This window comes from Tardiphaga sp. 285_C5_N1_2 (assembly GCF_052076065.1).
In the GTDB taxonomy this organism is placed as follows: Bacteria; Pseudomonadota; Alphaproteobacteria; order Rhizobiales; family Xanthobacteraceae; genus Tardiphaga; species Tardiphaga robiniae.
In genome coordinates this window covers 5,741,790-5,765,976 of record NZ_CP197241.1, presented here as the reverse complement: position 1 = coordinate 5,765,976, position 24,187 = coordinate 5,741,790, and the positions used below count along the sequence as shown (strand labels likewise).

The 24,187-nt window shown below is 62.9% G+C and carries 24 protein-coding genes; 17 read left to right on the top strand and 7 right to left on the bottom strand.

Features of this window, described 5'->3' with window-relative positions; genetic code table 11:
* The first annotated feature begins 2 nt into the window (after window positions 1–2).
* From infB to AB7951_RS27240, 6 genes are all read left to right on the top strand, one after another.
* Window positions 3–2,786: a translation initiation factor IF-2 gene (gene infB / locus AB7951_RS27265; protein WP_093757900.1), complete on the top strand. Its 2,784-nt coding sequence runs from the start codon at window positions 3–5 to the stop codon at window positions 2,784–2,786.
* A 168-nt stretch (window positions 2,787–2,954) separates the two neighbouring features.
* Window positions 2,955–3,371 carry a 30S ribosome-binding factor RbfA gene (gene rbfA / locus AB7951_RS27260; protein WP_068734171.1) on the top strand — a complete coding sequence of 139 codons (417 nt, stop codon included), beginning with the start codon at window positions 2,955–2,957 and terminating at the stop codon, window positions 3,369–3,371.
* On the top strand, window positions 3,368–4,528 hold the full coding sequence (truB, locus tag AB7951_RS27255; protein ID WP_093757901.1) for a tRNA pseudouridine(55) synthase TruB: 1,161 nt from the start codon (window positions 3,368–3,370) through the stop codon (window positions 4,526–4,528). Before rbfA ends, truB begins: the two co-directional genes overlap by 4 nt.
* Window positions 4,529–4,530: 2 nt before the next feature.
* Entirely contained in the window at window positions 4,531–4,800 is a 270-nt protein-coding gene (gene rpsO, locus AB7951_RS27250) for a 30S ribosomal protein S15 (RefSeq protein ID WP_068734145.1), read from the top strand.
* Between the two features lie 323 nt (window positions 4,801–5,123).
* Window positions 5,124–7,271 carry a polyribonucleotide nucleotidyltransferase gene (gene pnp, locus AB7951_RS27245; protein WP_089266441.1) on the top strand — a complete coding sequence of 716 codons (2,148 nt, stop codon included), beginning with the start codon at window positions 5,124–5,126 and terminating at the stop codon, window positions 7,269–7,271.
* A 260-nt stretch (window positions 7,272–7,531) separates the two neighbouring features.
* Window positions 7,532–8,287 (top strand): superoxide dismutase, encoded by a 756-nt coding sequence (locus AB7951_RS27240; RefSeq protein WP_120287754.1) that lies wholly within the window; start codon window positions 7,532–7,534, stop codon window positions 8,285–8,287.
* Between the two features lie 180 nt (window positions 8,288–8,467).
* Here the strand turns inward: AB7951_RS27240 and AB7951_RS27235 are convergent, their stop codons facing one another.
* Both AB7951_RS27235 and ftsY read right to left on the bottom strand, forming a co-directional pair.
* The gene (locus AB7951_RS27235) at window positions 8,468–9,067 is read right to left on the bottom strand and encodes a septation protein A (protein WP_120288098.1); all 600 of its coding nucleotides are present in this window, start codon (window positions 9,065–9,067) and stop codon (window positions 8,468–8,470) included.
* Window positions 9,068–9,080: 13 nt separating this feature from the next.
* The gene (gene ftsY / locus AB7951_RS27230) at window positions 9,081–10,025 is read right to left on the bottom strand and encodes a signal recognition particle-docking protein FtsY (protein WP_120287755.1); all 945 of its coding nucleotides are present in this window, start codon (window positions 10,023–10,025) and stop codon (window positions 9,081–9,083) included.
* A gap of 163 nt (window positions 10,026–10,188) precedes the next feature.
* Here ftsY and AB7951_RS27225 point away from each other — a divergent pair, with 163 nt between their 5' ends.
* On the top strand, window positions 10,189–10,824 hold the full coding sequence (locus AB7951_RS27225; RefSeq protein ID WP_439062696.1) for an RluA family pseudouridine synthase: 636 nt from the start codon (window positions 10,189–10,191) through the stop codon (window positions 10,822–10,824).
* Window positions 10,825–10,868: 44 nt separating this feature from the next.
* On the opposite strand, the gene AB7951_RS27220 is transcribed toward AB7951_RS27225, so the two are convergent.
* Together AB7951_RS27220 and dapF are read right to left on the bottom strand one after the other, a co-directional pair.
* Complete coding sequence (locus tag AB7951_RS27220) at window positions 10,869–11,561, bottom strand: hypothetical protein (RefSeq protein ID WP_120287756.1); 693 nt, start codon at window positions 11,559–11,561, stop codon at window positions 10,869–10,871.
* A 151-nt stretch (window positions 11,562–11,712) separates the two neighbouring features.
* Window positions 11,713–12,585, bottom strand: coding sequence for a diaminopimelate epimerase (gene dapF, locus AB7951_RS27215; protein WP_439062050.1), 873 nt, complete (start codon window positions 12,583–12,585; stop codon window positions 11,713–11,715).
* A gap of 194 nt (window positions 12,586–12,779) precedes the next feature.
* Here dapF and AB7951_RS27210 point away from each other — a divergent pair, with 194 nt between their 5' ends.
* The gene (locus AB7951_RS27210) at window positions 12,780–13,520 is read left to right on the top strand and encodes a GyrI-like domain-containing protein (protein ID WP_120287758.1); all 741 of its coding nucleotides are present in this window, start codon (window positions 12,780–12,782) and stop codon (window positions 13,518–13,520) included.
* 70 nt (window positions 13,521–13,590) lie between these two features.
* A complete protein-coding gene (locus AB7951_RS27205) occupies window positions 13,591–14,304 on the top strand; it encodes an SIMPL domain-containing protein (RefSeq protein WP_120287759.1) in 714 nt (237 codons plus the stop codon).
* A gap of 167 nt (window positions 14,305–14,471) precedes the next feature.
* Here AB7951_RS27205 and AB7951_RS27200 read toward each other — a convergent pair whose 3' ends face one another.
* The gene (locus AB7951_RS27200) at window positions 14,472–15,536 is read right to left on the bottom strand and encodes an MBL fold metallo-hydrolase (RefSeq protein ID WP_199711990.1); all 1,065 of its coding nucleotides are present in this window, start codon (window positions 15,534–15,536) and stop codon (window positions 14,472–14,474) included.
* A 109-nt stretch (window positions 15,537–15,645) separates the two neighbouring features.
* Window positions 15,646–16,254 (bottom strand): NAD(P)-dependent oxidoreductase, encoded by a 609-nt coding sequence (locus AB7951_RS27195; protein WP_093757908.1) that lies wholly within the window; start codon window positions 16,252–16,254, stop codon window positions 15,646–15,648.
* A 105-nt stretch (window positions 16,255–16,359) separates the two neighbouring features.
* On the opposite strand from AB7951_RS27195, the gene AB7951_RS27190 reads away from it, so the two are divergent.
* From AB7951_RS27190 to rimM, 4 genes are all read left to right on the top strand, one after another.
* On the top strand, window positions 16,360–16,770 hold the full coding sequence (locus tag AB7951_RS27190) for a winged helix-turn-helix transcriptional regulator (RefSeq protein ID WP_089266461.1): 411 nt from the start codon (window positions 16,360–16,362) through the stop codon (window positions 16,768–16,770).
* A 198-nt stretch (window positions 16,771–16,968) separates the two neighbouring features.
* Complete coding sequence (ffh, locus tag AB7951_RS27185) at window positions 16,969–18,486, top strand: signal recognition particle protein (protein WP_120287761.1); 1,518 nt, start codon at window positions 16,969–16,971, stop codon at window positions 18,484–18,486.
* Between the two features lie 49 nt (window positions 18,487–18,535).
* A complete protein-coding gene (gene rpsP, locus AB7951_RS27180; RefSeq protein WP_089266465.1) occupies window positions 18,536–18,868 on the top strand; it encodes a 30S ribosomal protein S16 in 333 nt (110 codons plus the stop codon).
* 6 nt (window positions 18,869–18,874) lie between these two features.
* Window positions 18,875–19,399 carry a ribosome maturation factor RimM gene (rimM, locus tag AB7951_RS27175; protein WP_120287762.1) on the top strand — a complete coding sequence of 175 codons (525 nt, stop codon included), beginning with the start codon at window positions 18,875–18,877 and terminating at the stop codon, window positions 19,397–19,399.
* Window positions 19,400–19,402: 3 nt separating this feature from the next.
* On the opposite strand, the gene AB7951_RS27170 is transcribed toward rimM, so the two are convergent.
* Complete coding sequence (locus AB7951_RS27170; RefSeq protein WP_120287763.1) at window positions 19,403–19,660, bottom strand: hypothetical protein; 258 nt, start codon at window positions 19,658–19,660, stop codon at window positions 19,403–19,405.
* A gap of 171 nt (window positions 19,661–19,831) precedes the next feature.
* Between AB7951_RS27170 and trmD the strand changes: the two genes are divergently transcribed.
* From trmD to AB7951_RS27150, 4 genes are all read left to right on the top strand, one after another.
* Window positions 19,832–20,590, top strand: a complete 759-nt coding sequence (gene trmD / locus AB7951_RS27165) for a tRNA (guanosine(37)-N1)-methyltransferase TrmD (protein WP_120287764.1) — start codon at window positions 19,832–19,834, stop codon at window positions 20,588–20,590.
* Window positions 20,591–20,712: 122 nt separating this feature from the next.
* Window positions 20,713–21,111: a 50S ribosomal protein L19 gene (gene rplS / locus AB7951_RS27160; RefSeq protein ID WP_089266471.1), complete on the top strand. Its 399-nt coding sequence runs from the start codon at window positions 20,713–20,715 to the stop codon at window positions 21,109–21,111.
* 354 nt (window positions 21,112–21,465) lie between these two features.
* Window positions 21,466–22,881, top strand: coding sequence for a 3-isopropylmalate dehydratase large subunit (gene leuC, locus AB7951_RS27155; protein WP_093757912.1), 1,416 nt, complete (start codon window positions 21,466–21,468; stop codon window positions 22,879–22,881).
* An 88-nt stretch (window positions 22,882–22,969) separates the two neighbouring features.
* Window positions 22,970–24,139: a DNA glycosylase AlkZ-like family protein gene (locus AB7951_RS27150; RefSeq protein WP_441256095.1), complete on the top strand. Its 1,170-nt coding sequence runs from the start codon at window positions 22,970–22,972 to the stop codon at window positions 24,137–24,139.
* The last annotated feature ends 48 nt before the right edge of the window (window positions 24,140–24,187 follow it).

Here is a 24,187-nt window from a genome sequence, read left to right as displayed (position 1 = left end):
GAATGGTTGATACGAAAACGCCTGGTGACAAGACTCTGAGCGTTCCCAGCAAGACCTTGACGCTCAAGCCGCGCGTCGAGCAGGGCACTGTGCGCCAGAGCTTCAGCCATGGCCGCACCAAGCAGGTGGTGGTCGAGAAGCGCGGCAAGCGCCGCATGCCCGGCGATGCGCCCGCGGCTGCGCCTGTCGCCGCGCCAGCAACTGCTGCTCCCGCACCTGTCGAGACTGCTGCACCAGCTCCCGTTGCTGCTGCGCCGGCTGCTCCCGCTGCAACTGCTGCGCCCGCGGCGCCGGTTGCGCGCGCCGCTGCGCCTGCACCGGCCGCACCGGCTTCCCGCACCGCTGCCCCTTCTCCGGCAGGACGCAGCTCTGCTCCGCCTCCCGCAGCGCCGCCGTCGCGCGCGCCGCAGCGCCCGCAGCCTCCGGCCCGTTCGGGTTCGGGCGTTGTGCTCCGCACCCTGACCGAAGAAGAGCGCAATGCCCGCGCCAGCGCGCTGGCCGATGCCCGCGTGCGCGAGCAGGAAGAGCGTCGCCTCGCCGAGATCGAGGCAGCTCGCCGCAACACCAAGGAATTCAAGGAACAGGAAGAGCGTGAAGCTGCCGAAGCCCGTCGCAAGGCCGAGGAAGAGCGTCACCGCCAGGAAGAAGAAACCAAGCGCCGCGCCGAAGTCGAGGCCAAGCGCCGTCAGGCTGAAGCCGATGCGAAGGCTGCCAAGCCGGCCACGACGACGGCCCGTCCTGGCGCCCCCTCAACTACGCCTGCGCGTGCGCCCGGCGTTGCTGCCGACGGCACCGACGAGGATGAAGGTCCACGCGTCATTCGCCGTGGTCCCGGCGGCGCCGCGCGCCCCGTGATCGCGCCGAAGCCCACTGCCAAGCCCGGTCCGCAGAAGGAGCGCGGCCGTCTCACCGTCGTCACCGCGCTGTCGGCCGGCGACGTGCGCGAGCGTTCGATCGCCTCGTTCCGTCGCCGCACCCAGCGTCTGAAGGGTCATCAGTCGAACGAGCCGAAGGAAAAGCTGGTTCGTGAAGTCACGATCCCGGAAGCGATCACGATTCAGGAACTCGCCAACCGTATGGCCGAGCGCGCCGTGGACGTTATCCGTCTGCTCATGAAGCAGGGCGCGATCCACAAGATCAACGACGTCATCGACGCCGACACCGCGCAGCTGGTGGCCGAGGAAATGGGCCACACCGTCAAGCGCGTTGCCGAATCGGACGTTGAAGAAGGTCTGTTCGACAAGGTCGACGATTCCACCGATACCGAGCCGCGTTCGCCGGTCGTGACCGTCATGGGCCACGTCGACCACGGCAAGACCTCGCTGCTCGATGCGTTGCGTCATGCCAATGTGGTGTCCGGCGAAGCCGGCGGCATCACGCAGCATATCGGCGCTTATCAGGTCACGTCGCCCGAGAGCGGCAAGAAGATCACCTTCATCGATACGCCAGGCCACGCTGCGTTCACCGCGATGCGTGCCCGCGGCGCCAAGGTCACGGATATCGTCATCCTTGTGGTGGCGGCCGATGACGGCGTCATGCCGCAGACCATCGAAGCCATCAACCACGCCAAGGCAGCCGGCGTGCCGATGATCGTGGCGATCAACAAGATCGACAAGCCCGACGCCAAGGCGGAGCGCGTGCGCACCGAACTGCTGCAGCATGACGTGCAGGTCGAATCCTTCGGCGGCGATGTGGTCGACGTCGAAGTGTCGGCGAAGAACAAGACCAACCTCGACAAGCTCCTGGAAATGATCGCACTGCAGGCCGATATTCTCGACCTGAAGACCAATTCGGAGCGTCCGGCGGAAGGTACCGTGATCGAAGCCAAGCTCGATCGTGGTCGTGGTCCGGTGGCGACCGTGCTGGTTCAGCGCGGCACCCTGAAGGTCGGCGACATCATCGTGGCCGGTGCCGAAATGGGCCGTGTCCGCGCGCTGATCTCCGATCAGGGCGAGACACTGACCGCGGCAGGTCCGTCGGTGCCGGTCGAAGTGCTCGGTTTCAACGGTCCGCCGGAAGCTGGCGATCGTATGGCCGTGGTCGAGAACGAAGCCCGAGCCCGTGAAATCACCGGCTACCGTGCGCATCAGAAGCGTGAGAAGTCCGCGGCCTCCACCAATGGCATGCGCGGCTCGCTCGAGCAGATGATGAGCCAGCTGAAGACCTCGGGTCGCAAGGACTTCCCGCTGATCATCAAGGCCGACGTGCAGGGTTCGCTTGAAGCGATTCTCGGCTCGCTTGAGAAGCTCGGTACCGATGAAGTCGCTGCGCGCATCCTGCATGCGGGCGTCGGCGGCATTTCAGAATCGGACGTCACGCTGGCGGAAGGCTTCAACGCCGCCATCATCGGCTTCTCGGTTCGTGCCAACAAGGAAGCCGCCGCTGCTGCCAAGCGCAACGGCATCGAAATCCGCTACTACAACATCATCTACGACCTCGTGGATGACGTGAAGAAAGCCATGTCCGGTCTGCTCGCGCCCACACTGCGCGAAACCATGCTGGGCAATGCGCAGATCCTCGAAGTGTTCAACATCTCGAAGGTCGGCAAGGTTGCGGGTTGCCGCGTCACCGACGGAACCGTGGAGCGCGGCGCGAATGTGCGCCTGATCCGCGACAACGTCGTGGTGCACGAAGGCAAGCTGTCGACACTGAAGCGCTTCAAGGACGAAGTGAAGGAAGTGGCGTCAGGCCAGGAATGCGGCATGGCGTTCGAGAACTACGGCGACATGCGCGCCGGCGACGTGATCGAGTGTTACCGCGTAGAGACCATCCAGCGCTCCCTGTAAGTCCAAATCTTACAGAGAGACCGGATTTAAACGAGACGTCATGCCCGGCCTGCGCGAAGCTAGCTTCGCTAGATGGCCGGGCATCCACGTTTTTGAATTTCAAAAGAGCAGTCGTGGATGGCCGGGACAAACCGGGCCATGACGAATTTTGTTTTCGTAGGGAAACCGATGCCCAAGCATCACCAAAAATCTGCCGCGCCGGGCGGCTCGCAGCGTCAATTGCGCGTTGGCGAGCTGATGCGCCACGCGATTGCCGATATCCTGTCCCAAGGTGGGGTCCACGATCCCGTTCTGCAGACCACCATCATCACCGTGCCCGAGGTGAAGATGTCGCCCGATCTCAAGCTCGCCACCGTCTATGTGATGCCGCTCGGCGGCCAGAACACCGAACCGGTGCTGAAGGCGCTTGCGGCGAACAAGAGCTTCCTGCGAACCGAGGTCGCGTATCGCGTGAACCTCAAATACGCCCCCGATCTCCGCTTCCGCATCGATGAGCGCTTCGACGAAGCCGAACGCATCGACAAACTTTTGCGCACGCCTGCCGTTGCGCGCGACCTCAAACCAGACTCGGACGAAAACGAATGACTGTGACGACCCCAGCCGCCGCCCTCGATTCACGCCTCGATGAAGCGGGCAATGGCGAGCCCACCCTCTCTCCGGCCGTGCAGCACGGCGACCACGGTCAGCAAGGTGACCGCGGCGGCAATGACCAGCGTCAGCATCAGGGCCATCGCGGCAATAACGATCCCCGCCATCAGGGCGGCAAGCAGCGTCAGCAGGGCCAGGTCCGGCGCGACAAGCGCGACGTCCATGGCTGGGTGATCCTCGACAAGCCGATCGGCATGACCTCGACCCAGGCGGTCGCGATCGCCAAGCGCCTGTTCCAGGCCAAGCGCGCCGGCCATGCCGGTACCCTCGATCCGTTGGCGTCCGGCGGTCTGCCGATCGCGCTCGGCGAAGCCACCAAGACGGTTCCGTTCGTGATGGACGGCCGCAAGCGCTATCGCTTCACGGTCGCCTGGGGTGAGGAACGCGATACCGACGACACCGAGGGCCGTGCGACCTTCACCAGCCCGAATAGGCCAACGGCCGACCAGATCAGGGCGCTGCTGCCGCAATTTACCGGCAATATCGAACAGACCCCGCCGCAATACTCGGCGATCAAGATTCAGGGCGAGCGCGCCTATGATCTCGCCCGCGACGGCGAGGTGGTGCCGCTGGTTCCCCGACCGGTTGTGATTCACGAATTAGTCCTGACAGAACAGCCAGATAGCGATCATGCCGTGTTCGAAGCCGAGTGCGGCAAGGGCACTTACGTGCGTGCGCTGGCCCGCGATATCGGCCGTTTACTCGGCTGCTACGGCCATATCAGTGCGCTCCGGCGTACCCTGGTCGGACCTTTCGCCGAAGCCGACATGATTCCGCTGGAACAGTTGGAGGCTTTGTGCGATAGAGCCGCGTCTGGCGAGGGTAGCCTCGCCGACGCGCTACTGCCCGTTGAGACCGCGCTGGACGACATCCCGGCACTGGCCGTCACACGGGCGGATGCGGCAAGGCTCCATCGGGGCCAGGCCGTTTTGTTGCGCGGACGGGATGCGCCCGATTGTAGCGGCACAGTTTATGTCACGGTGGCAGGGCGATTATTGGCCCTCGCTGAAGTTGGCAACGGCGAACTCATCCCCAAGCGCGTGTTTAACCTGACCGGACTGACCGCCAGTTCGGCCCGCAAAGAAAGTAACTGACGATGTCGATTACCGCAGAACGCAAAGCGGAAGTCATCAAGACCAATGCCAACAAGACCGGCGACACTGGTTCGCCGGAAGTCCAGGTTGCGATCCTCTCCGAGCGCATTGCCAACCTGACCGGACACTTCAAGACCCACACCAAGGACAACCATTCCCGCCGTGGTCTTTTGAAGCTCGTCTCCACGCGTCGTTCGCTGCTTGACTACATCAAGCGCAAGGACGAGGCGCGCTACAAGGCGCTGCTCGAGAAGCACAACATTCGCCGCTAAGCGAAATCACGCGCGCAAAAACCCTTTGCGCGCGTTTTTTGTAGCGGAAGCCATGTGCGGCTTTCGCGATAACGTTCAGAAGCAATCCGGCAACTGGACGATGACGGGCAAGGTGCCCGTCGCGCGGCGCGATCCTCCAAAGATCCCCGCGACCATCGGAAGGATGGACGCCATTCAGAATACCAGAGCCATGGCAGGATCGCCGGACGCTGATTTCGCGACATCGCGAACAGCTTCTTGCCGTCTTGCGCATGGCTTTTGTGTTTTGGACTTCAGTGTTTTTGGCCGTCACGTCCTCCGTGAACCCATGAAAGAAACCTAAGATGTTTAATGTTCACTCCGTCGAGATCGATTGGGGCGGTCGTCCGCTCAAGCTGGAAACCGGCAAGGTTGCCCGTCAGGCTGACGGCGCCGTCATCGCCACCTATGGCGAGACCGTCGTTATCGCCACCGTCGTCGCCGCGAAGACTGCCAAGGATGGCATCGACTTCCTGCCGCTGACCGTCGACTACATCGAGAAGACCTATGCAGCCGGCCGCATTCCCGGCGGCTACTTCAAGCGCGAAGGTCGTCCGACCGAGAAGGAGACGCTGGTCTCCCGCCTGATCGATCGCCCGATCCGCCCGCTGTTCGTCGATGGCTGGCGCAATGAAACCCAGATCGTCGTCACCGTGCTGTCGCACGACATGGAGAACGATCCGGACATTCTCGCGCTGGTCGCCACCTCGGCTGCGCTGACGATTTCCGGCGCCCCGTTCCAGGGCCCGATCGGTGCGGCCCGCGTCGGCTTCATCAATGATGAATACGTGCTCAACCCGACCCTCGACGAAATGGCCGACACCAATCTCGACCTCGTCGTCGCCGGCACCGGCGATGCCGTGCTGATGGTGGAATCGGAAGCCAAGGAGCTCAACGAAGACGTGATGCTCGGCGCCGTGATGTTCGGTCACCGCCACTTCCAGCCGGTCATCAAGGCGATCATCGAGCTCGCCGAGAAGGCCGCAAAGGAGCCGCGCGAGGTCAAGACCATCGATGACAGCGAAATCGAGAAGGAAATGCTCGGTCTCGTCGAAACCGAGCTGCGCGCTGCTTACGCGATCCCTGTGAAGCAGGACCGCTACGCTGCCGTCGGCGCCGTCAAGGCGAAGGCGATGGCGCACTACTTCCCGGAAGGTCAGGAGCCGAAATACGACAAGCTCCGCATCGCCGGCGTGTTCAAGGAACTGGAATCGAAGATCGTTCGCTGGAACATCCTCGACACCAAGAAGCGTATCGATGGCCGCGACCTGACCACGGTTCGTCCGATCGTCGCCGAAGTCGGCGTGCTGCCGCGCGCCCACGGTTCGGCGCTGTTCACCCGCGGTGAAACCCAGGCGCTGGTCGTGACCACGCTCGGCACCGGTGAAGACGAGCAGTACATCGACTCGCTGTCAGGAACGTACAAAGAGACGTTCCTGCTGCACTACAACTTCCCTCCCTACTCGGTTGGCGAGACCGGTCGTATGGGCGGCACCAAGCGTCGCGAAATCGGTCACGGCAAGCTCGCCTGGCGCGCGATCCATCCGGTTCTGCCGGGTCACCACGAATTCCCGTACACCGTGCGCGTGGTGTCGGAAATCACCGAGTCCAACGGTTCGTCGTCGATGGCATCGGTCTGCGGTGCTTCGCTGGCGCTGATGGATGCGGGCGTTCCGATGAAGCGCCCGACGGCGGGTATCGCCATGGGCCTGATCCTCGAAGGCGCGCGCTACGCGGTTCTGTCGGACATCCTGGGTGATGAAGATCACCTCGGCGACATGGACTTCAAGGTGGCTGGTACCGATACCGGCATCACCTCGCTGCAGATGGACATCAAGATCGCCGGTATTACCGAAGAGATCATGAAGGTCGCTCTGGGCCAGGCCAAGGAAGGCCGCATTCACATTCTCGGTGAGATGTCGAAGGCGCTCAACAACGCCCGTGCCGAGCTCGGCGAATACGCACCGCGCATCGAGACCTTCAAGATCGCTACCGACAAGATCCGTGAAGTGATCGGCACCGGCGGCAAGGTGATCCGCGAGATCGTCGAAAAGACCGGCGCCAAGGTCAACATCGAAGACGACGGCACCGTGAAGGTGGCCTCATCCGATGGTGAGTCGATCAAGGCTGCGATCAAGTGGATCAAGTCGATCGCGTCCGATCCGGAGCTCAACGCGATCTATGAAGGCACCGTGGTCAAGGTCATGGAGTTCGGTGCGTTCGTGAACTTCTTCGGCGCCAAGGATGGTCTGGTTCACATCAGCCAGCTCGCCGGCGGTCGCGTGCAGAAGACCTCCGACGTCGTCAAGGAAGGCGACAAGGTCAAGGTCAAGCTGCTCGGCTTCGACGATCGCGGCAAGACGCGTTTGTCGATGAAGGCTGTCGATCAGGAGACCGGCGAAGATCTCGAAGCCAAGCAGAAGGCCGCCGAAGGCGCGACTGCAGCGGAGTAATTTTCGCTCACGCGAGATGAGTTGCGAAAGGGCGGCCGAAGGGCCGCCCTTTTTGTTTGTGGCGATGTTTCGCGAGGACCCCGAAATATGCTCCCCACGGCGCATGGCTTTGTTACGCTTGGGGGAGGGAAAAGAGGAACACGTCTCTCCGACACGTGATGTGCTATGTCCCGCTGCGTCACAATGCCCGCATATGAAACTGGCAGTGATGCGTTGCGTATCTGTCCGACGACCCCGCAAATTTCTCAGGGAGAAGCCCCATGACGACCTCTGCATCGATGTCCCGACGCCATCTCATGCTCGCTGCGACCGGCATCGCTGCCGCGGCCGTCGCGCCCCGTCTGGCTTTCGCCCAGGCGGCTGCGCCGGCCACCCCTGCTGCCGGCAATGCGCCATTCATCCTGCCGCCGCTGACCTATCCGGTCACGGCCTTTGAACCGCATATCGATGCCAAGACGATGGAGATCCATCACGACAGGCATCACGCCACCTATGTCGCCAACATGAACAATTTCGCCAAGGACACCCCGGTGATCGGCGAGAAGCCGCTGGTCGAGGTGCTCGGCAATCTCAACAGCGTGCCTGACGCGATCCGCACCGGCGTGCGCAACAATCTCGGCGGCCATGCCAACCACACCATGTTCTGGCAGATCATGGGCCCGAATGGCGGCAAGCCGGAAGGCGATGTGCTCGCGGCGATCGATCGCGACCTCGGCGGCCTCGAGAAATTCCAGACCGATTTCAACGCCGCCGGCGGCCGTCAGTTCGGTTCTGGCTGGGTGTTCGTGATCGTCGACAAGGACGGCAAGCTGTCGATCGAGACGCGTCCGAATCAGGACAATCCGATCATGGACGGCAAGCGCGCGCTGATGGGCAACGACGTCTGGGAGCACGCTTATTATCTGACCTACCAGAACCGTCGCGCTGATTATCTCAAGGCGTGGTGGAATACGGTCAACTGGACCAAGGTCGGCGAGCGCTATGCGGCGGCAAAGGCCGGCACGCTGGCGGTGTAAGAGATTCCGTCATTCCCCGGCAAACCAATTGGTTTGCCTGAGGGCGCGGGCGCACTTCGCACACGCGAGCCCGGAATCTAGACATAGCTGAAACACATCGAGATCCCCCGCCACTCCAAGTGGAGTGGCTGAGGTTCGCTCGCGCGAAGGCGCGTTCGCCCCGGGATGACAGCTACGCTGTCACTTCCTCAGATCGCCTTCGTCCGCCGCGCTCTCCGCGAGCGTAGCCGGCTCGATGCCGTAGCGCTTGATCAGCGGCATCTGCGCCACCGCGAAGACCATGGTCAGCGGGATGACGCCGAACGCCTTGAAGGCCACCCAGAAATCCGTGCTCTGGGTGCGCCAGATCGCTTCGTTCAGAAGCGCCATGGCGAAGAAGAACAGCGCCCAGCGCTTCGTCAGCGCGCGCCAGCCTTCGTGTGTGAGATTGAACATCTGGTCGAACATGATGGCGATGAAGGATCGGCCGAACAACAGGCCGCCGCCGAGGATCGCTGCGAACAGGCCATAGATGATGGTCGGCTTGACCTTGATGAAGGTCTCGTCATGCAGCACCAGCGTCAGCGTGCCGAACACCAGCACGATGACGGCGGTGACAAGCGCCATGATCGGCACATGCCTGACCACGACATAGGACGCGATCATCGCCGCAACGATGGCCACCATGAAGGCGCCGGTGGCGACGAACAGGTTGAACTTGGCATTGGCGACGAAGAACACGATCAGCGGACCGAGCTCGGTGGCGAGCTTGAATAGCGGGTGCGGCTGCTTCTTGTCGATCACGTCAGTCATATCAGCTTTCAATTCCTGCAATCGCCTGCGCGAAATCCCTGGCGGTGAATGGCGCGAGATCGTCGATGCCTTCGCCAACGCCGATGAAATGCACCGGCAGTTTGTACTTTTCCGACAGTGCCACGAGGATGCCGCCGCGCGCGGTGCCGTCGAGCTTGGTCATCACAAGGCCGGTGACGCCAGCCGTACGATGAAACGCCTCGACTTGCGACAGCGCGTTTTGTCCCACTGTGGCGTCGAGGACCAGCAGTACCGCATGCGGCGCTGTGGCATCGACCTTCTTGATCACGCGTACGACCTTCTCAAGCTCGACCATCAGTTCGGTCTTGTTCTGCAGCCGACCGGCGGTGTCGATTAGCAGCACGTCGCGATTGTCGTCGCGGGCCGCGGTGACGGCGGTGAAGGCGAGGCTCGCGGAATCCGAACCCTGCGCACCGGCGATGACCGGCACCTTGTTGCGCTCGCCCCAGACCTTGAGCTGCTCGATGGCTGCCGCGCGAAACGTATCGCCGGCGGCGAGCATCACCTTGCGGCCTTCGGCGGAGAAGGCGGACGCCAGTTTGCCGATGGTGGTGGTCTTGCCGGAACCGTTGACGCCGACCACGAGGATCACGAACGGCTTGTGCGAAGTATCGATCACCAATGGCTTGGCGACCGCCGAGAGCACTTTTTCGACTTCGGTGGCCACAACGGTTTTGACCTCGTCGGCGGAGATCGCCTTGTCATAGCGGCCATGGCCGACGGCGGCGGAAATCCGCGCCGCCACTTCGGTACCCAGATCGGCGCGCAGCAGCACGTCCTCGATGTCCTCGAGCATGGCGCGGTCGAGCTTGCGCTTGGTCACGAGGTCGGCGACCGCGGTGCCAAGGGCGCTCGAGGTGCGCTTCAACCCGCCGGAGAGCCGTCGCCACCAGCTCAGTTTTGGCGTTTCGGGAGTGTCGCTCATGTCGGGGGTGTGTTAGCCGTTTCGCGCCATGATTCAAAGTATGACCAGTGAAAGTGACGAAGACGTAAGCTTGGAGGCCGAGCCCCGGCTGGAACCCCGCACCGATGCGGTGGAGCTGACCGAGACCGAGATTCTGGCGCGGGTGCTGCACCGTGACGGCCTGATGCTGGTAATCGACAAACCCGCCGGCCTGCCGGTGCATCGCGGCCCCAAGGGCGGCGCCAATCTGGAAACTTCGTTCGAATTCCTGCGCTATGGCCTGCCGCGTGCGCCGGTTCTGGCGCATCGGCTGGACAGGGATACGTCGGGCTGCCTGGTGCTCGGCCGGCACCGCAAGGCGACAGCGTCGCTGGGCCTGCTGTTCAAGCACAGCCGCATCCGCAAGACCTATTGGGCGGTGGTCGAGGGCGGGCCCGCCGAGGAGTCGGGCGTGATCGACATGCCGCTCGGGCGGCTCAATGCCGATCGGGGCTGGTGGATGAAGCCGGATCCCGAGGGGCTCAAGGCCGTCTCGAATTTCACCGTGCTCGGCCGCGGCGGCGGCATGAGCTGGCTGGCGCTCGAGCCGGTGACGGGTCGCACGCATCAGCTCCGCGTGCACTCGGCGTCATCAGGCTTCCCGATCGTCGGCGACAATATCTACGGCAATGGGCCAAGGTTTGGCGAGCCAACGCTGCATCTGCATGCGCGGGAGATCGTGATCCCGATTTCGCGCAACAAGGACCCGATTCGTGTCGTCGCACCGGCCCCGCCGCATCTCCATGAGCGGCTCAGGGCGTGCGGCTGGAACGGGGAGTAACGCGTCGGGATAGCGCGCAGCACCCGCGCTATAACAGGCCACGCTCACGCGGCAGCGCCGTTCTGAACTGTCACCGTGCCATCGGGGTTTAACGTGACGGTGAGTGCACACATGTTCGGTTCGAAAACCAATGGCACGACGACCGCCAGTTTGGACGGATCGAAGATTTCGCCCTGCACGACATCAGCGAGCGTCATCCAGTATCTCGCCGTCGACGTGAACGTAAATGTCATGTTCGGCGCGGCCTGCATCACCTCGGTCGCTGATCCGGCCATGCCAATGCCGACGTTTGCCGTGTCCATCGGGATCGTTCCGTCGCATGTGATCATCAGGGAGTCGTTTTGCCCCTGCCGCTGGTCGATGAAGCCAAAGGCCTCGCTGCCATAGGTCAATGTGACGAGGCTGCTGGCTGGCAGTGTCGCCGGCAGGACCTCTACCGCGGCGAATGTAATACCCGGCGCGAGCTTGCCGCTCTCCATCCAGACGAAATCATAGCTCGGCTGCCAGGAAAAGATCAGCTCCGTCCTCGGGCCGACCCGCATGACGAACCAGGCAGGGACAAGCCCGGAAGGTGGGTTCTGGCTGGATTGAAAGCAGACGAATGTCTGTGTTGAAGCGCTGTTATTGAAAAATTTCAGTTCGTAAACCGGCAGGCCACCCGCAATGGCCGATGCAGCCGTCGCACCGGGCTCGCCATTTCTGTGGTCTGCGAAATTGATGCGGACGACTGACGGCATGCCCCACCTCCATCGCGCACCGTTGCGATGGCGCGTAGGATCAATATATCGCAACCATGGGTTGAATGAAAGGGGCGTCTGTCTAAAACAATGTGGGCGATGGATGCGTAGCTCACGAACAGATCGATTGCCCTGGGACGCGAAGCTTGTTTCAGGCGACCGAAGCGAACAGCTTCGGATCGAACGTGCCCTCATATTCAAACGCGGCCGGCCCCGTCATCAGCACGTGGTCGTCGCTCTCGCGCCATTCGATGGTGAGTTCGCCGCCGGGCAGCGTCATATGCACAGTGCGATTGGTCCGACGCAGGCGAGCGGCGGCAACAGCGGTTGCGCAAGCCGCGGAGCCACAAGCCTTGGTGAGGCCGGCGCCGCGCTCCCAGGTGCGCATCACGATGTGATCGCGATCGACGATATGGGCCAGCGTGATATTGGCGCGGTCCGGGAAGATCGGGTGGTTTTCCAGCAGCGGTCCGAACTTTTCGAGATCATAGGCCTGGATGTCGTCGACCCAGAAGATCGCATGCGGGTTGCCCATCGAGACCACTGACGGGGTGTGCAGGATGGGCGCGTCGATCGGGCCGATCTGCAACTCGATGCCGCGGGTGTCACGGAATTCCTCGGCCAGCGGAATGTCCTGCCAGCCGAACTTCGGCGTGCCCATGTCCACCGTGTAGAGATCCGGCGTCGGGCCTTGCCAGCAATTGATCAGGCCGGCCTTGGTCTCGAATGTGAGTGCCGTCTTATCACCGCCGGCAAAGGCCTGCCGCGCCACGCAACGCATGCCGTTGCCGCAAGCACCCGCCTCGGAGCCGTCATTGTTGTAGATCGAGACGAACGCGTCAGTGCCGGCCAGCCGGGGCTTCTGCAGCACCATCAACTGGTCATAGGGCACCCCTTCGGGGGTGGCCACGGCCCGGGCGTCGGCAGGCGTGATACCGGATGCCGTATCGCGCAGGTCGATCACGACGATCTCGTTGCCGATGCCGTTCATCTTGGCGAAGGAATGGTTGGCCAGTGCGCTCATGCTCGGTCCCGTTGATGTCAGCCTTATATGGCGAGGCCGGGCAGATTGGCCAGTGCGGCGATTCTGTGTCGGCTGTTTTGAATGGCCCTGCGCAATTTGGGGAGGGGACGAAAGCCGCGGCTGCGTGTTACCATGATGCCGTATCGCGCATGTTGCCGGACGCTGCGCGCAGGATGTCACTGGAGACCCTTCGAATGACCCGTTCTCGCCTGTCCCGCCTCGCCACTGCGGCGCTGATCCCGGCAGCCGCGCTGACGCTGAACGCCGCGGCCTGGGCGCAATCTCCGCCTGCCACGCCGCCAGCGGTAAGCACTCCGGCCACCCCGCCCGCGCCGGCGACACCAGCTCCGGCGGCAACGGCTCCTCCCACTCCCACTCCCGCCACACCGGAGACGCCGGCCCCTGCCGCGCCGGCAACGCCGCCTGCTGCAGCGCAGGCCCCCGCAACGCCCCCCGCGCCTCAGGTCCAGGTTGCCGATCCGTTCGGTGAGGAAATCACGCTGTCGCCGAAGCAGATGGTGACGTTCGTCGGCAAGGCGAATTGGGACTCAGCCTTCGATACGCTGATGGATGCGTTCAAGCAGATCACGACCGTGCTCGACAAACAGGGCGTCAAATCATCCGGCAATCCGATGATCGTCTATACAACCACCGACGACACCGGCTTCACCTTCCTCGCGGAAATCCCGGTCGATCAGGAGGTGAAAAATCTGCCGAAGGCGATGAAGATGGGCCTGTCGCCGGATGGCAAGGCGCTGAAGTTCGTCCATCGCGGCTCCTACGACAATATGGACAACACCTATGAGGCGATCACCAATCACCTCGATGACAAGAAGCTAGAGGCGAAAGACACCTTCATCGAGGAATACATGACCGATCCCTTGAAGACGGCGGAAGACAAGCTGGTCATTAATGTCTATGTGCCGCTGAAGTAGTAGAAGCGACGGCCGGCGATAACGAATCTCTGGTCACAAGAAAGCCTTGGACGGTCGCGAGAGATTGGGCATGAAAAATCATCTGACTCTGGCCGTTGTCGGCATTGCGCTCATCGCCACTCCTGCGCTCGCGCAGGTCAATCCCCCGCCGACGATTTCCGTCTCCGGCGAAGGCACCGTGTCGGTGCCGCCAGATCTCGCTGTCGTCGATGGCGGTGTCACGACTGATGCCAAGACCGCACGCGAGGCGGCAGAGGCCAACAATGCCGCGATGGCCAAGGTGCTTGCGGCCCTGAAGAGCGCCGGCATTGCCGAGAAGGACATGCAGACATCGCGGCTGTCGCTGTTTCCGCAGTATGCGCAGCAGACCCGTCCCAATCCCAATCCTGGCCCCAATGTCATCTCGGGCTATCGCGCCAGCAACCGCGTCACCATCCGGGTGCGCGACGTGACCAAGGTGGCCGGCACGATCGACGCGCTGGTGTCGTCGGGTGCCAATGAGGTCGGCGGCATCAATTTCATGGTGACCAAGGCGTCGCAATTGCTCGACGATGCGCGCAGCGACGCGATCGCGGATGCGCGGCGCAAGGCGGAAATTTACGCCAAGGCTGCCGGCGTCAAGCTCGGCGCGCCGATCAGCATTTCCGAGGACTCCGGCAGCGCGCCAGCGCCAATGATGTTGCGCAAGATGGGCGCCGATGTGGCATCGGCTCCGGTGGCGCAAGGCGAGGAAGTGCTGCGCGTGAATGTCAGCGTGAGCTGGGAAATCAAGCCGGCGCAGTAACTACAAACTCGGTCATGGCCGGGCAAAGCGCGAAGCGCGGCTTCGCCAGATGTCCCGGCCATCCATGCCTTAGTCTTCAGTCTTCGCTAAAGACCTGGATGCCCGGCACATCTAGCGAAGCTCGCTTCGCGCTGGTCGGGCATGACGACTGAGAGTTCGTGCTCTCCTTAAATCTCCACCACCTGTCCCGGCTTAAGCGCCATAAACTTCTCACTGGGCAATTCCGCCGCGCTGCATGCGGCAGCCAATCCTTTCACCGGTCCGTCAATCGCCTCATCGGTGAGCTGGAATGTGCTGTGATGGCTGGCCAGCGCCTGCTGCGCGCCGCAGTCGCCAAAGGCTTTCACGGCGTCTTCCGGGTTCATGTGCTGGTCCTTCATGAACCAGCGTGGCTCATAGGCGCCGATCGGCAGGATCGCGAGCCTGATAGCACCATGGGCTTCGCGCACGCGGCGGAAGTGCAGGCCGTCGCCATAACCGGAATCACCGACGATGTAGATCTTGCCCGCCGGCGTCTCCAGCACGAAGCTCGCCCACAGCGACTTGTTGCGATCGAACAGACCGCGCGCGGTCCAGTGCCGCGTCGGCACCAGCGTCACGGCGAGGCCGTTGCCAAGCTCGACGCGATCTGTCCAGTCATAGGCCTCGGCCTTGATAGTGCTATCGGCGCTCTTCATCGTGACGTCATTGCCAAGCGGCGTAATCACGCGCGGCGCAAATTTCGCTGATAGCTTCGACAGGGTCGGAAGATCGAGATGGTCGTAGTGACCGTGCGACACCAGCACGACATCGATCTTGGGGAGCTTGTCGAACGCGATGCCGGGTGCGCTGTGGCGCTTCGGGCCGGCGAACGAGAATGGCGAGACACGGTCGGACCACACCGGATCGAACAGGATGTTGATTCCCGCGGTCTGGATCAGCCAGCTCGCGTGACCCACGTAACTAAAACGAACGCCCGTGCCCTCGATCTTGGCCGGCGGCGTATCGGCAAATTCATTCTCGACCCAGTCCGGCCAGACCTCGCGGGTACGGCCGCCACCGAACTGCCACCGCAGTACTTCGCCGAGTGACTTGGGCGGCACGCCGTCGGGATCAAAGAAGATCTTGCCGTCGAAGTGATCGGAGACGGGGCCGTCATAATTGGTCATGCGGGAAGCCCAGAAGGCCGACAGCCCAGCGGCTGCGGCGAGACCGCCCAGCGACGTCAGAAGGCGGCGGCGGGTGAGAATCATGGAGCTGGATCAAATCCGGTGGGACGACGGGCTGCGCCCAACGAGGCGCAGCCCGCATCAGATGGAATTTGTCAGTGGATTCCGCAACCCGCGCCGATCCTTTGTTCGCTCAGTAGCCGACGGTGAACCGCTTGCGCGTATGCGCAGGCGTCTCGATCTCGTCGGCCATGGCGATGGCATAATCCTCAAAGGAAATGCTGCTGCCCTTGTCGTTGGCGAGCAGTTGATCGCCGCCAAGCCGGAATGTCCCGGTGCGCTCGCCCGGGATGAACAGGGCCGAGGGCGACAGGAAGGTCCAGTTGAGCTCCTTGTCGTGGCGCAGGATGTCGAGGAACAGGCCGCCCACCGCGGCCTCGGCCCGGTATTCCGCCGGAAATCCCGGGGTCTCGATCAGCTTCAGGCCGGGAGCGACTTCGAGGCTGCCGGCGCCGCCGACCACCAAATAGCGCGGAACGCCCGCCGCCTTCACGGCCGCGATCAGCTTGTGCGGGTCGCTGACGAGGAAGTGGATCGCGCTGACGGCGACGTCGTGGCCCTTCAGGGCGGCAGTGAGACCGGCAACATCGTTGGCGTCGGCCTTCAGTGGCGTCACCCCGGCCAGAACAGGGGCTTTCTCCGGGTTGCGGGCGATGGCGGTGACGGTATGACCGCGGCGGGACAGTTCAGCGACAATTTGCGAGCCGGCGCGGCCGGTGGCGCCGATCAGGGCGATTTTCATTTGATATCTCCATGTGGTAACCAATAGAAACTTGCTATTCATTTCAGCAGTAGCTGTGAAGAAGGCACTTTTACGTTAGCTGGTTACTCCGAGGAGACCGCCGCCATGCAGACCGATATCGAAAGCGCCGCCCAGCGCTGGAAAGCCGGCAACGTCTATGCGAGCAGCTGCCCAACTCGGCTGGTTCTGGACCGGATCGCCGATAAATGGGCGGTTCTGGTGCTGGGCCTGCTCACGGACGGCCCCGTTCGCTTCAACCAGCTGCGGCGGCAGATCGAGGGAATCTCGCAGAAAATGCTGTCGCAGACCCTGAAAAGTCTGGAGCGCGATGGCCTGGTGAGCCGCAAGGCGATCCCCACCGTGCCGGTCACGGTCGAATATGCGATCACTCCGCTCGGACGAACCCTGTCGGATACCGTCGATGCGCTGCGGGTCTGGGCTGAAAACCATATGGGCCAGGTGCTTGAGGCACAGCAGCACTATGATGCCGGCGGAACCCGGAGCGCGGCCGCCTGACCAGGCGATCGCCCTGCAACCTTGACTTATCGGGCTCCAGCACTGTAAATCCCGCCACTTCTCGAAAAGTTCTCTTTTCGACCCGCCGACCGGTCCTGGAGACCGGAGGTCAACGCCCGACAGCGCGATGCGCCCTCGGGCGCAAAAGTGTTTGGTTATTTGCCATCATGGGGATGGCACGAGCGGAAGCGACAATCGATGTTCGACAGTCTGTCGGAACGGCTTGGCGGAATTCTCGATCGGCTCACCGGGCGCGGTGCGCTGTCGGAGGCTGATGTCGATGCCGCCATGCGCGAAGTCCGCCGGGCGCTGCTCGAGGCCGACGTCTCGCTCGACGTGGTCCGCAGCTTCATTGATCGTGTCCGTGAACAGGCCATCGGCGCCACCGTCGTCAAGTCGGTCACCCCCGGCCAGATGGTCGTCAAGATCGTCCATGACGAGCTGGTCGCCACGCTCGGCGCCGACGGTGAAGGCGGCATCGATCTGCAAGCCGTGCCACCCGTCGCCATCATGATGGTCGGTCTGCAGGGTTCCGGTAAAACCACCACCACTGCAAAGCTCGCCCGCCGTCTCACCCAGCGCGACAAGCGCAAGGTGCTGATGGCCTCGCTCGACGTCTATCGTCCGGCCGCCATGGAACAGCTCGCGGTGCTCGGCCACGATCTCGACATCCAGACGCTGCCGATCGTCGAAGGCCAGAAGCCCGCTGAGATCGCCAAGCGCGCGCTGTCCGCTGCGAAGCTCGGCGGCTACGACGTGGTTCTGCTCGACACCGCCGGCCGCACGACGCTCGACGAAGAAATGATGTCGGAAGCGATCGAGATCAAAGCGATTGCTAACCCGCACGAAGTGCTGCTGGTCGCGGACGCGCTGACCGGTCAGGACGCCGTCAATCTTGCACGCTCCTTCAACGAACGCGTCGGCCTCACCGGTATCGCGCTGACCCGTGTGGACGGCGATGGCCGCGGCGGTGCTGCACTCTCGATGCGTGCCGTCACCGGCAAGCCGATCAAACTGATCGGCACCGGTGAAAAGACCGATGCACTGGAAGACTTCCATCCGAGCCGCATCGCCGGCCGCATTCTCGGCATGGGCGACGTCGTCTCGCTGGTCGAGCGCGCCGCTGCGAATATCGACGCCGAGAAAGCTGCGCGCACCGCCGAGCGCATGCGCAAGGGTCAGTTCGATCTCACCGACATGCGTGAGCAGCTGATCCAGATGACCAATATGGGCGGTCTCTCCGGCCTGATGGGCATGATGCCTGGCATCGCCAAGATGAAGAACCAGATCGCCTCCGCCGGTCTCGATGACCGCGTGGTGAAGCGCCAGATCGCGGTTATTGATTCAATGACGCGTCAGGAGCGCAAGAATCCCGACCTCCTCAAGGCCAGCCGTAAAAAGCGCATCGCTGCCGGCGCCGGTCTCAAGGTTGAGGAAGTCAACAAGGTGCTGAAGATGCACCGGAACATGGCCGACATGATGAAGGCCATGGGCTCCGGCAAGCGCGGCCCGATGGCCGGCATCGCGCAAGCCATGGGCTTCGGTGGCGGCGGCATGCCGTCACCCGAACAGATGAAGGCGATGGCCGAGAAGATGCCGGGCGGTCTGCCGCAGGGCATGCCGTCATTGCCGAAAGATTTCCCGGGCCTGTCGGGCCTGGGCAAACCGACGCTGCCGGGACTCGGCGGCTTTCCCGGTCTCGGGAAAAAGAAATAACGCGACCCATTCAACTCACATTCAAATCGAACATACTTAGGAGAATCCCATGTCCGTCGTCATCCGCCTCGCTCGTGCAGGCACCAAGAAGCGCCCCGTCTATCACGTCGTCGTCGCCGACTCGCGTTTTCCGCGCGATGGCCGCTTCATCGAGCGTCTTGGCTACTTCAATCCGCTGCTCGCCAAGGACAATGAGCTGCGCCTGAAGCTCGACCTCGACAAGACCAAGGCCTGGATCGCCAAGGGCGCACAGCCGTCGGATCGCGTGGCTCGCTTCCTCGACGCCGCTGGCGTTCAGAAGCGCGAAGCGCGCAACAATCCCGAGAAGGCCGTGCCGCGCAAGGAGCGCAAGGCCAACGCTGAAGCCGCCGCTAAGAAGTAAGGCGGAATGCCAACCGCGCACATCTGCGTCGCGCGCATCGGCGCGCCGCATGGTGTGCGCGGTCAGGTCCGGCTGTGGACCTTCACCGAAGATCCATTCGCCGTGTGCGACTACGGTCCGCTTGCCACCAAGGACGGCAAGCGGAGTTTCGAGGTCGATGATGTGCGCGAGGCCAAGGGTCATCTGGTCGCGACGCTGAAAGGCGTCGCCACCCGCGAAGACGCCGAGCGTCTCAATGGCGTCGAGCTCTATGTGGCGCGCGACGCGCTGCCCGACACCGAAGACGATGAATATTACCACGCCGACCTGATCGGCCTCGCTGCGGTCAATGCCGCGGGCGATGCGATCGGCCGTGTCGTCGGTATCCATAATTTCGGCGCCGGCGATATCATCGAGATCGCGCCGCTGGAAGGCGCGACCCTGCTGTTGCCGTTCACCAATGCGGTGGTGCCAACGGTCGATATCAAGGCCGGCAAGGTCGTGATCGAATTGCCCGGTGAGATCATCGGCGACGATCCCGCCGCGGCGTAGGGTTTACGCTTTCAACGCCTCCGCTATCGTTGTTGCGAACGGCGTCGTCCTCCGCCCGATCAGCCTGCTCAGCGTATGGCTGTCATCGAACAGCGCGCCGTCGGCTGCCGCCGTGTTTGACGTCGCGATCAGATCCGCGAGTTCTTCCGGAAGGCCCGCATTGAGCATGATGGCCTTGAATTCGGCTTCCGGCAGACGAACGTATGGGACTGTTTTGTCGCTCTGCTTTCGGTCGAATATCGGCTGTCGCCGCTGGGACAATCGGCCCTCGGGCCGCTGGCCGGCCTGATCGACTGGGCTGAGCGCAGCTTCGCGGAGATCAAGGCCGCTCGCGCCGCCTTCGATGCCGGTGACACCAGCGAGCAGATGTCGGCGGCCTGACGCGGCGATCGCGGGGTTTGACGCCTCGCGCCGGACGCGCGATGGAAGGCCATGACTTCCGATCCTTCATCCGCGCCATGGCGCGCGACGGTGCTGACGCTGTTTCCCGAGATGTTTCCGGGCCCGCTCGGCATCAGCCTTGCCGGCAAGGCGCTGGCTTCCGGCCTGTGGGCGCTGGAGGCACGGGACATCCGCGCCTCGGCCACCGACAAGCATCGCAGCGTCGATGACACGCCTGCCGGCGGCGGACCGGGCATGGTGCTGCGGGCTGACGTGCTGGGGGCGGCGATTGATGCGGCGGATGCGCAGGATCGCCCCAGGCTGGTGATGAGCCCGCGCGGTCGGCCATTGACCCAGGCGCGGGTGGCGGAGCTGGCGGCCGGGCCGGGGCCGCTGATCGTCTGTGGCCGCTTTGAAGGCATCGATCAGCGCGTCATCGACGCCCGAGGGCTCGAGGAAGTCTCTATCGGCGACTATGTGCTGTCCGGCGGCGAAATTGCCGCCATGACGCTGATTGATGCCTGTGTACGGCTTTTGCCGGGGGTCATGGGCAAACTGGCTTCGGGGACCGACGAGAGTTTCTCCGACGGGCTACTGGAATACCCGCAATATACCCGCCCGCAGGTTTTCGAGGGCAGCCCCATCCCGGATGTCCTGATTTCGGGCGACCACGCCAAAGTTGCCAAATGGCGACTGGCCGAGGCGGAGGCGCTTACCGCGGCGCGGCGGCCCGATTTATGGGCGGCTCGCCCGAAAGCCCCGGAATCGGGCAGAAAGCGAAAACCGCCAAAAATCACGACGGGCGAGTGACAGAGACGGGTGACAACGGCTTCGCTTTCCCGTATAGCAGCGCCAAATCCGTGCACTGGCAGGGTAAGAGTTTCGTGCGCAGCCCGCGCAACGTCTGGGCGCGCCGCCGATGGAGATTTTCGATGAACCTGATTCAGACGCTTGAAAAAGAGCAGTTCGACCGCCTTTCCGCCACCAAGTCGATCCCGGAATTCGGTCCCGGCGACACCCTCATCGTCAACGTGAAGGTTGTCGAAGGCGAGCGCTCCCGCGTGCAGGCCTATGAAGGCGTCTGCATCGGCCGCAATGGCGGCGGCATCAATGAGAGCTTCACTGTTCGCAAGATTTCGTACGGCGAAGGTGTCGAGCGCGTGTTCCCGCTGCTCTCCCCGATGATCGACTCGATCAAGGTTGTGCGTCGCGGCAAGGTGCGTCGCGCCAAGCTGTATTACCTGCGCGATCTGCGCGGCAAGTCGGCCCGCATCGTCGAGAAGAAGACCGAGCGTCCGGCCAAGGTCGCGGCTGTGGCTGCAGCCAAGTAATTTTCCGCATCATCGAATGTGCGAGACGAAAAGCGCGGCGCAAGCCGCGCTTTTTTGTTACGTGAAGACTGCATACCTCCGTCGCATTGGCGTCGTGATCGCCGAGTGCTATATGAGTGGAATGTTTCTAGACCTGCACCAGCACGCTTTGCGCATCGTCATCGACGATCATAGTCGGCTGCCCGGTCGCTTCTTCGGTCGCTTCACCACGTCGATCGTGGGCGCGCTTAGAAGCGCGTGAGCAATCTCACGCGTTTCTTTTCCCGTTTCTCAGTTGTGCGCTTTGCGCCGCCGATGCGGCGAATCATTTAGCAGCACGCAACTGGCCCACGTTTTCTTTCGAGGCCTGATCTCATGACTGACTCTGCAAAGCCGACCACCCTGTACGACAAGATCTGGAACGACCATCTGGTCGAGGAAGCCGCCGACGGCACCTGCCTGCTCTATATCGATCGCCATCTGGTGCACGAAGTGACGAGCCCGCAGGCCTTCGAAGGCCTGCGTGCTGCCGGCCGCCGTGTGCATGCGCCGGAGAAGACGCTCGCGGTCGTCGATCACAACGTGCCGACCACCGATCGCACCAAGCCCAATCCCGATCCGGAAAGCACCGAGCAGATCGCGACTTTGGCCGAGAACGTGCGCGAATTCGGCATCGAATATTACAACGAGTTCGACAAGCGCCAGGGCATCGTCCACGTCATCGGTCCCGAGCAGGGTTTTACGCTGCCGGGCACGACGATCGTTTGCGGCGACAGCCACACCTCGACGCACGGCGCATTCGGCGCGCTGGCGCATGGCATTGGCACGTCGGAAGTCGAGCACGTGCTGGCGACGCAGACGCTGATCCAGAAGAAGGCGAAGAACATGCGCGCTACCGTCGACGGCAAACTGCCCGACGGCGTCACCGGCAAGGACATCATCCTGGCCATCATCGGCGAGATCGGCACCGCCGGCGGCACCGGCTATGTGCTGGAATATGCCGGCGAGGCGATCCGTGCGCTGTCGATGGAAGGCCGCATGACGGTCTGCAACATGTCGATCGAAGGCGGCGCCCGTGCCGGCCTGATCGCACCTGACGAGAAGGCCTATGAATTCCTGAAAGGTCGCCCGATGTCGCCGAAAGGCGAGATGTGGGAACAGGCCGTGCGCTACTGGGAAACGCTGCGCTCCGACGAAGGCGCGCATTTCGATCACGAGATCCGTCTCGATGCGGCGAAGCTGCCGCCGATCGTCACCTGGGGCACGTCGCCCGAAGACGTTATCTCGATCTCCGGCAAGGTGCCGAATCCCGCTGACATCGCCGATGAGGCCAAGCGCCTCTCCAAGGAGCGTGCGCTGGCCTATATGGGTTTGACCGCGGGTACCAAGATCACTGATATCAAGCTCGACCGCGTCTTCATCGGTTCCTGCACCAATGGTCGTATCGAGGATCTGCGCGCCGCGGCCAAGGTTGTCGACGGCAAGACCGTCAACGGCCATGTCTCGGCGATGATCGTGCCGGGCTCGGGTCTGGTGAAGGAGCAGGCGGAAGCTGAAGGCCTCGACAAGATCTTCCTGAAGGCCGGTTTCGAATGGCGTGAGCCGGGTTGCTCCATGTGCCTGGCGATGAATCCCGACAAGCTGGCGCCGGAAGAACGCTGCGCTGCCACCTCGAACCGCAACTTCGAGGGCCGTCAGGGCCACAAGGGCCGCACCCATCTGGTGTCGCCGGCGATGGCGGCTGCGGCTGCGATCGCGGGGCACTTCGTCGATATCCGCGAGTGGCACTAATTTAGCTGCACGGGGCGACGCATCCTCGGTAAGATCGACGGCCTGCTGATGCAGGTCGTCTTTCTATGAGCTTCGCAATTTGTCACGCATGCCTCGCGCACCCGTCAAACCGATCGCACTGACCAATACGACGGCCCGCCGCATCTGGTTGCGCGCGCAGCGGCTCGATACGCGGGCGCCGTTCGGTGATGGCGCAGAGGCCGTGAAGGCCGCGGTCCAGCATCTCGGCTATGTGCAGATCGACACCATCAATGTGATCGAGCGCAGCCATCATCACATCCTGTTCTCGCGGATCCCCAACTACAAGCGAGCCGACCTCAGGCAGGCGCAGACGCACGACAAGAGCGTGTTCGAATACTGGACCCATGCGCTGGCCTATGTGCCGACCGACGACATCGGCTTCTTCGTGCCGGACATGAAATATTATCGCCGTGAGGGCCATAGCTGGTTCGCTTCGGTGACACCGGCGGACAAGCGCAAGGTCATGCGGTTGGCCAAGGCCGGCCCGTTGTCGATTCGCGATATCGATGACGATGTGCTGCGCGAGAAGGATCACGAATGGGCCAGCCGCAAGCCGTCAAAGCGGGCGCTGCAGCTCGCGTTTTATGAGGGGCATCTCACGATCTCCGAACGGCGGGGCATGCTGAAGACCTATGATCTTCTGCTGCGGCATTTCGGTTGGGAGACGCTGCCAAAAGCGGCGAGCGCTACGGAGAAATTCGCCTATCTGCTGAACCGCGCGCTGCGGTCGCAGGGCATCGTCAGTCTGGACTCGATCTGCCATCTGGATGCACCGAGCAAGGCCGGCATACGCAAGCTGATCGAGGCACGTATGCGCAAAGGCGAATTAGCGGCCGTTACGCTTGATGGCGCCGGCAAGCAGGAGCACTGGACGACGCCCGCGGCGATCGAGGACACCAGCCCGGGCGAGGCGGGGCTCGTGCATGTGCTGTCGCCATTCGATCCCCTGGTGATCCAGCGCAAGCGGACCAATTTGTTCTTCGGGCATGACCATCGCTTCGAGGCCTATGTGCCGAAAGAAAAACGCCAGCTCGGCTACTTCGCACTGCCAGTGCTGGTGGATGATCAGATCGTTGCAGCGGTCGATCTCAAGACCGATCGGCAGAAGCGCAAATTGCTGATGCAGCAATGGAGCTGGGTCGGTGAGGGCACCAAGCCGAAAACACCGCGCAAGGAATGGAAGCGCCGCATCGAGCAAGAGCTCGGGCGGTTCGAGGCGTTTCAGTTGGGGGAGTGAGCGACTAACACTCAGTTGTCATGACCGGGGAAAGCCCGGCCATGACGG

What these genes read in the sequence shown, in the direction of transcription:
- AB7951_RS27205 (WP_120287759.1), top strand. Translation starts at nt 13,591, where the DNA reads ATGAAAAATCATCTGACTCTGGCCGTTGTCGGCATTGCGCTCATCGCC.
- pnp (WP_089266441.1), top strand. Translation starts at nt 5,124, where the DNA reads ATGTTTAATGTTCACTCCGTCGAGATCGATTGGGGCGGTCGTCCGCTC.
- truB (WP_093757901.1), top strand. Translation starts at nt 3,368, where the DNA reads ATGACTGTGACGACCCCAGCCGCCGCCCTCGATTCACGCCTCGATGAA.
- AB7951_RS27220 (WP_120287756.1), bottom strand. Translation starts at nt 11,561, where the DNA reads ATGCCGTCAGTCGTCCGCATCAATTTCGCAGACCACAGAAATGGCGAG.
- rpsP (WP_089266465.1), top strand. Translation starts at nt 18,536, where the DNA reads ATGTCCGTCGTCATCCGCCTCGCTCGTGCAGGCACCAAGAAGCGCCCC.
- ftsY (WP_120287755.1), bottom strand. Translation starts at nt 10,025, where the DNA reads ATGAGCGACACTCCCGAAACGCCAAAACTGAGCTGGTGGCGACGGCTC.
- rplS (WP_089266471.1), top strand. Translation starts at nt 20,713, where the DNA reads ATGAACCTGATTCAGACGCTTGAAAAAGAGCAGTTCGACCGCCTTTCC.
- rbfA (WP_068734171.1), top strand. Translation starts at nt 2,955, where the DNA reads ATGCCCAAGCATCACCAAAAATCTGCCGCGCCGGGCGGCTCGCAGCGT.
- dapF (WP_439062050.1), bottom strand. Translation starts at nt 12,585, where the DNA reads ATGAGCGCACTGGCCAACCATTCCTTCGCCAAGATGAACGGCATCGGC.
- infB (WP_093757900.1), top strand. Translation starts at nt 3, where the DNA reads ATGGTTGATACGAAAACGCCTGGTGACAAGACTCTGAGCGTTCCCAGC.
- ffh (WP_120287761.1), top strand. Translation starts at nt 16,969, where the DNA reads ATGTTCGACAGTCTGTCGGAACGGCTTGGCGGAATTCTCGATCGGCTC.
- trmD (WP_120287764.1), top strand. Translation starts at nt 19,832, where the DNA reads ATGACTTCCGATCCTTCATCCGCGCCATGGCGCGCGACGGTGCTGACG.
- AB7951_RS27195 (WP_093757908.1), bottom strand. Translation starts at nt 16,254, where the DNA reads ATGAAAATCGCCCTGATCGGCGCCACCGGCCGCGCCGGCTCGCAAATT.
- leuC (WP_093757912.1), top strand. Translation starts at nt 21,466, where the DNA reads ATGACTGACTCTGCAAAGCCGACCACCCTGTACGACAAGATCTGGAAC.
- AB7951_RS27150 (WP_441256095.1), top strand. Translation starts at nt 22,970, where the DNA reads ATGCCTCGCGCACCCGTCAAACCGATCGCACTGACCAATACGACGGCC.
- AB7951_RS27200 (WP_199711990.1), bottom strand. Translation starts at nt 15,536, where the DNA reads ATGATTCTCACCCGCCGCCGCCTTCTGACGTCGCTGGGCGGTCTCGCC.
- rimM (WP_120287762.1), top strand. Translation starts at nt 18,875, where the DNA reads ATGCCAACCGCGCACATCTGCGTCGCGCGCATCGGCGCGCCGCATGGT.
- rpsO (WP_068734145.1), top strand. Translation starts at nt 4,531, where the DNA reads ATGTCGATTACCGCAGAACGCAAAGCGGAAGTCATCAAGACCAATGCC.
- AB7951_RS27240 (WP_120287754.1), top strand. Translation starts at nt 7,532, where the DNA reads ATGACGACCTCTGCATCGATGTCCCGACGCCATCTCATGCTCGCTGCG.
- AB7951_RS27190 (WP_089266461.1), top strand. Translation starts at nt 16,360, where the DNA reads ATGCAGACCGATATCGAAAGCGCCGCCCAGCGCTGGAAAGCCGGCAAC.
- AB7951_RS27210 (WP_120287758.1), top strand. Translation starts at nt 12,780, where the DNA reads ATGACCCGTTCTCGCCTGTCCCGCCTCGCCACTGCGGCGCTGATCCCG.
- AB7951_RS27225 (WP_439062696.1), top strand. Translation starts at nt 10,189, where the DNA reads ATGCTGGTAATCGACAAACCCGCCGGCCTGCCGGTGCATCGCGGCCCC.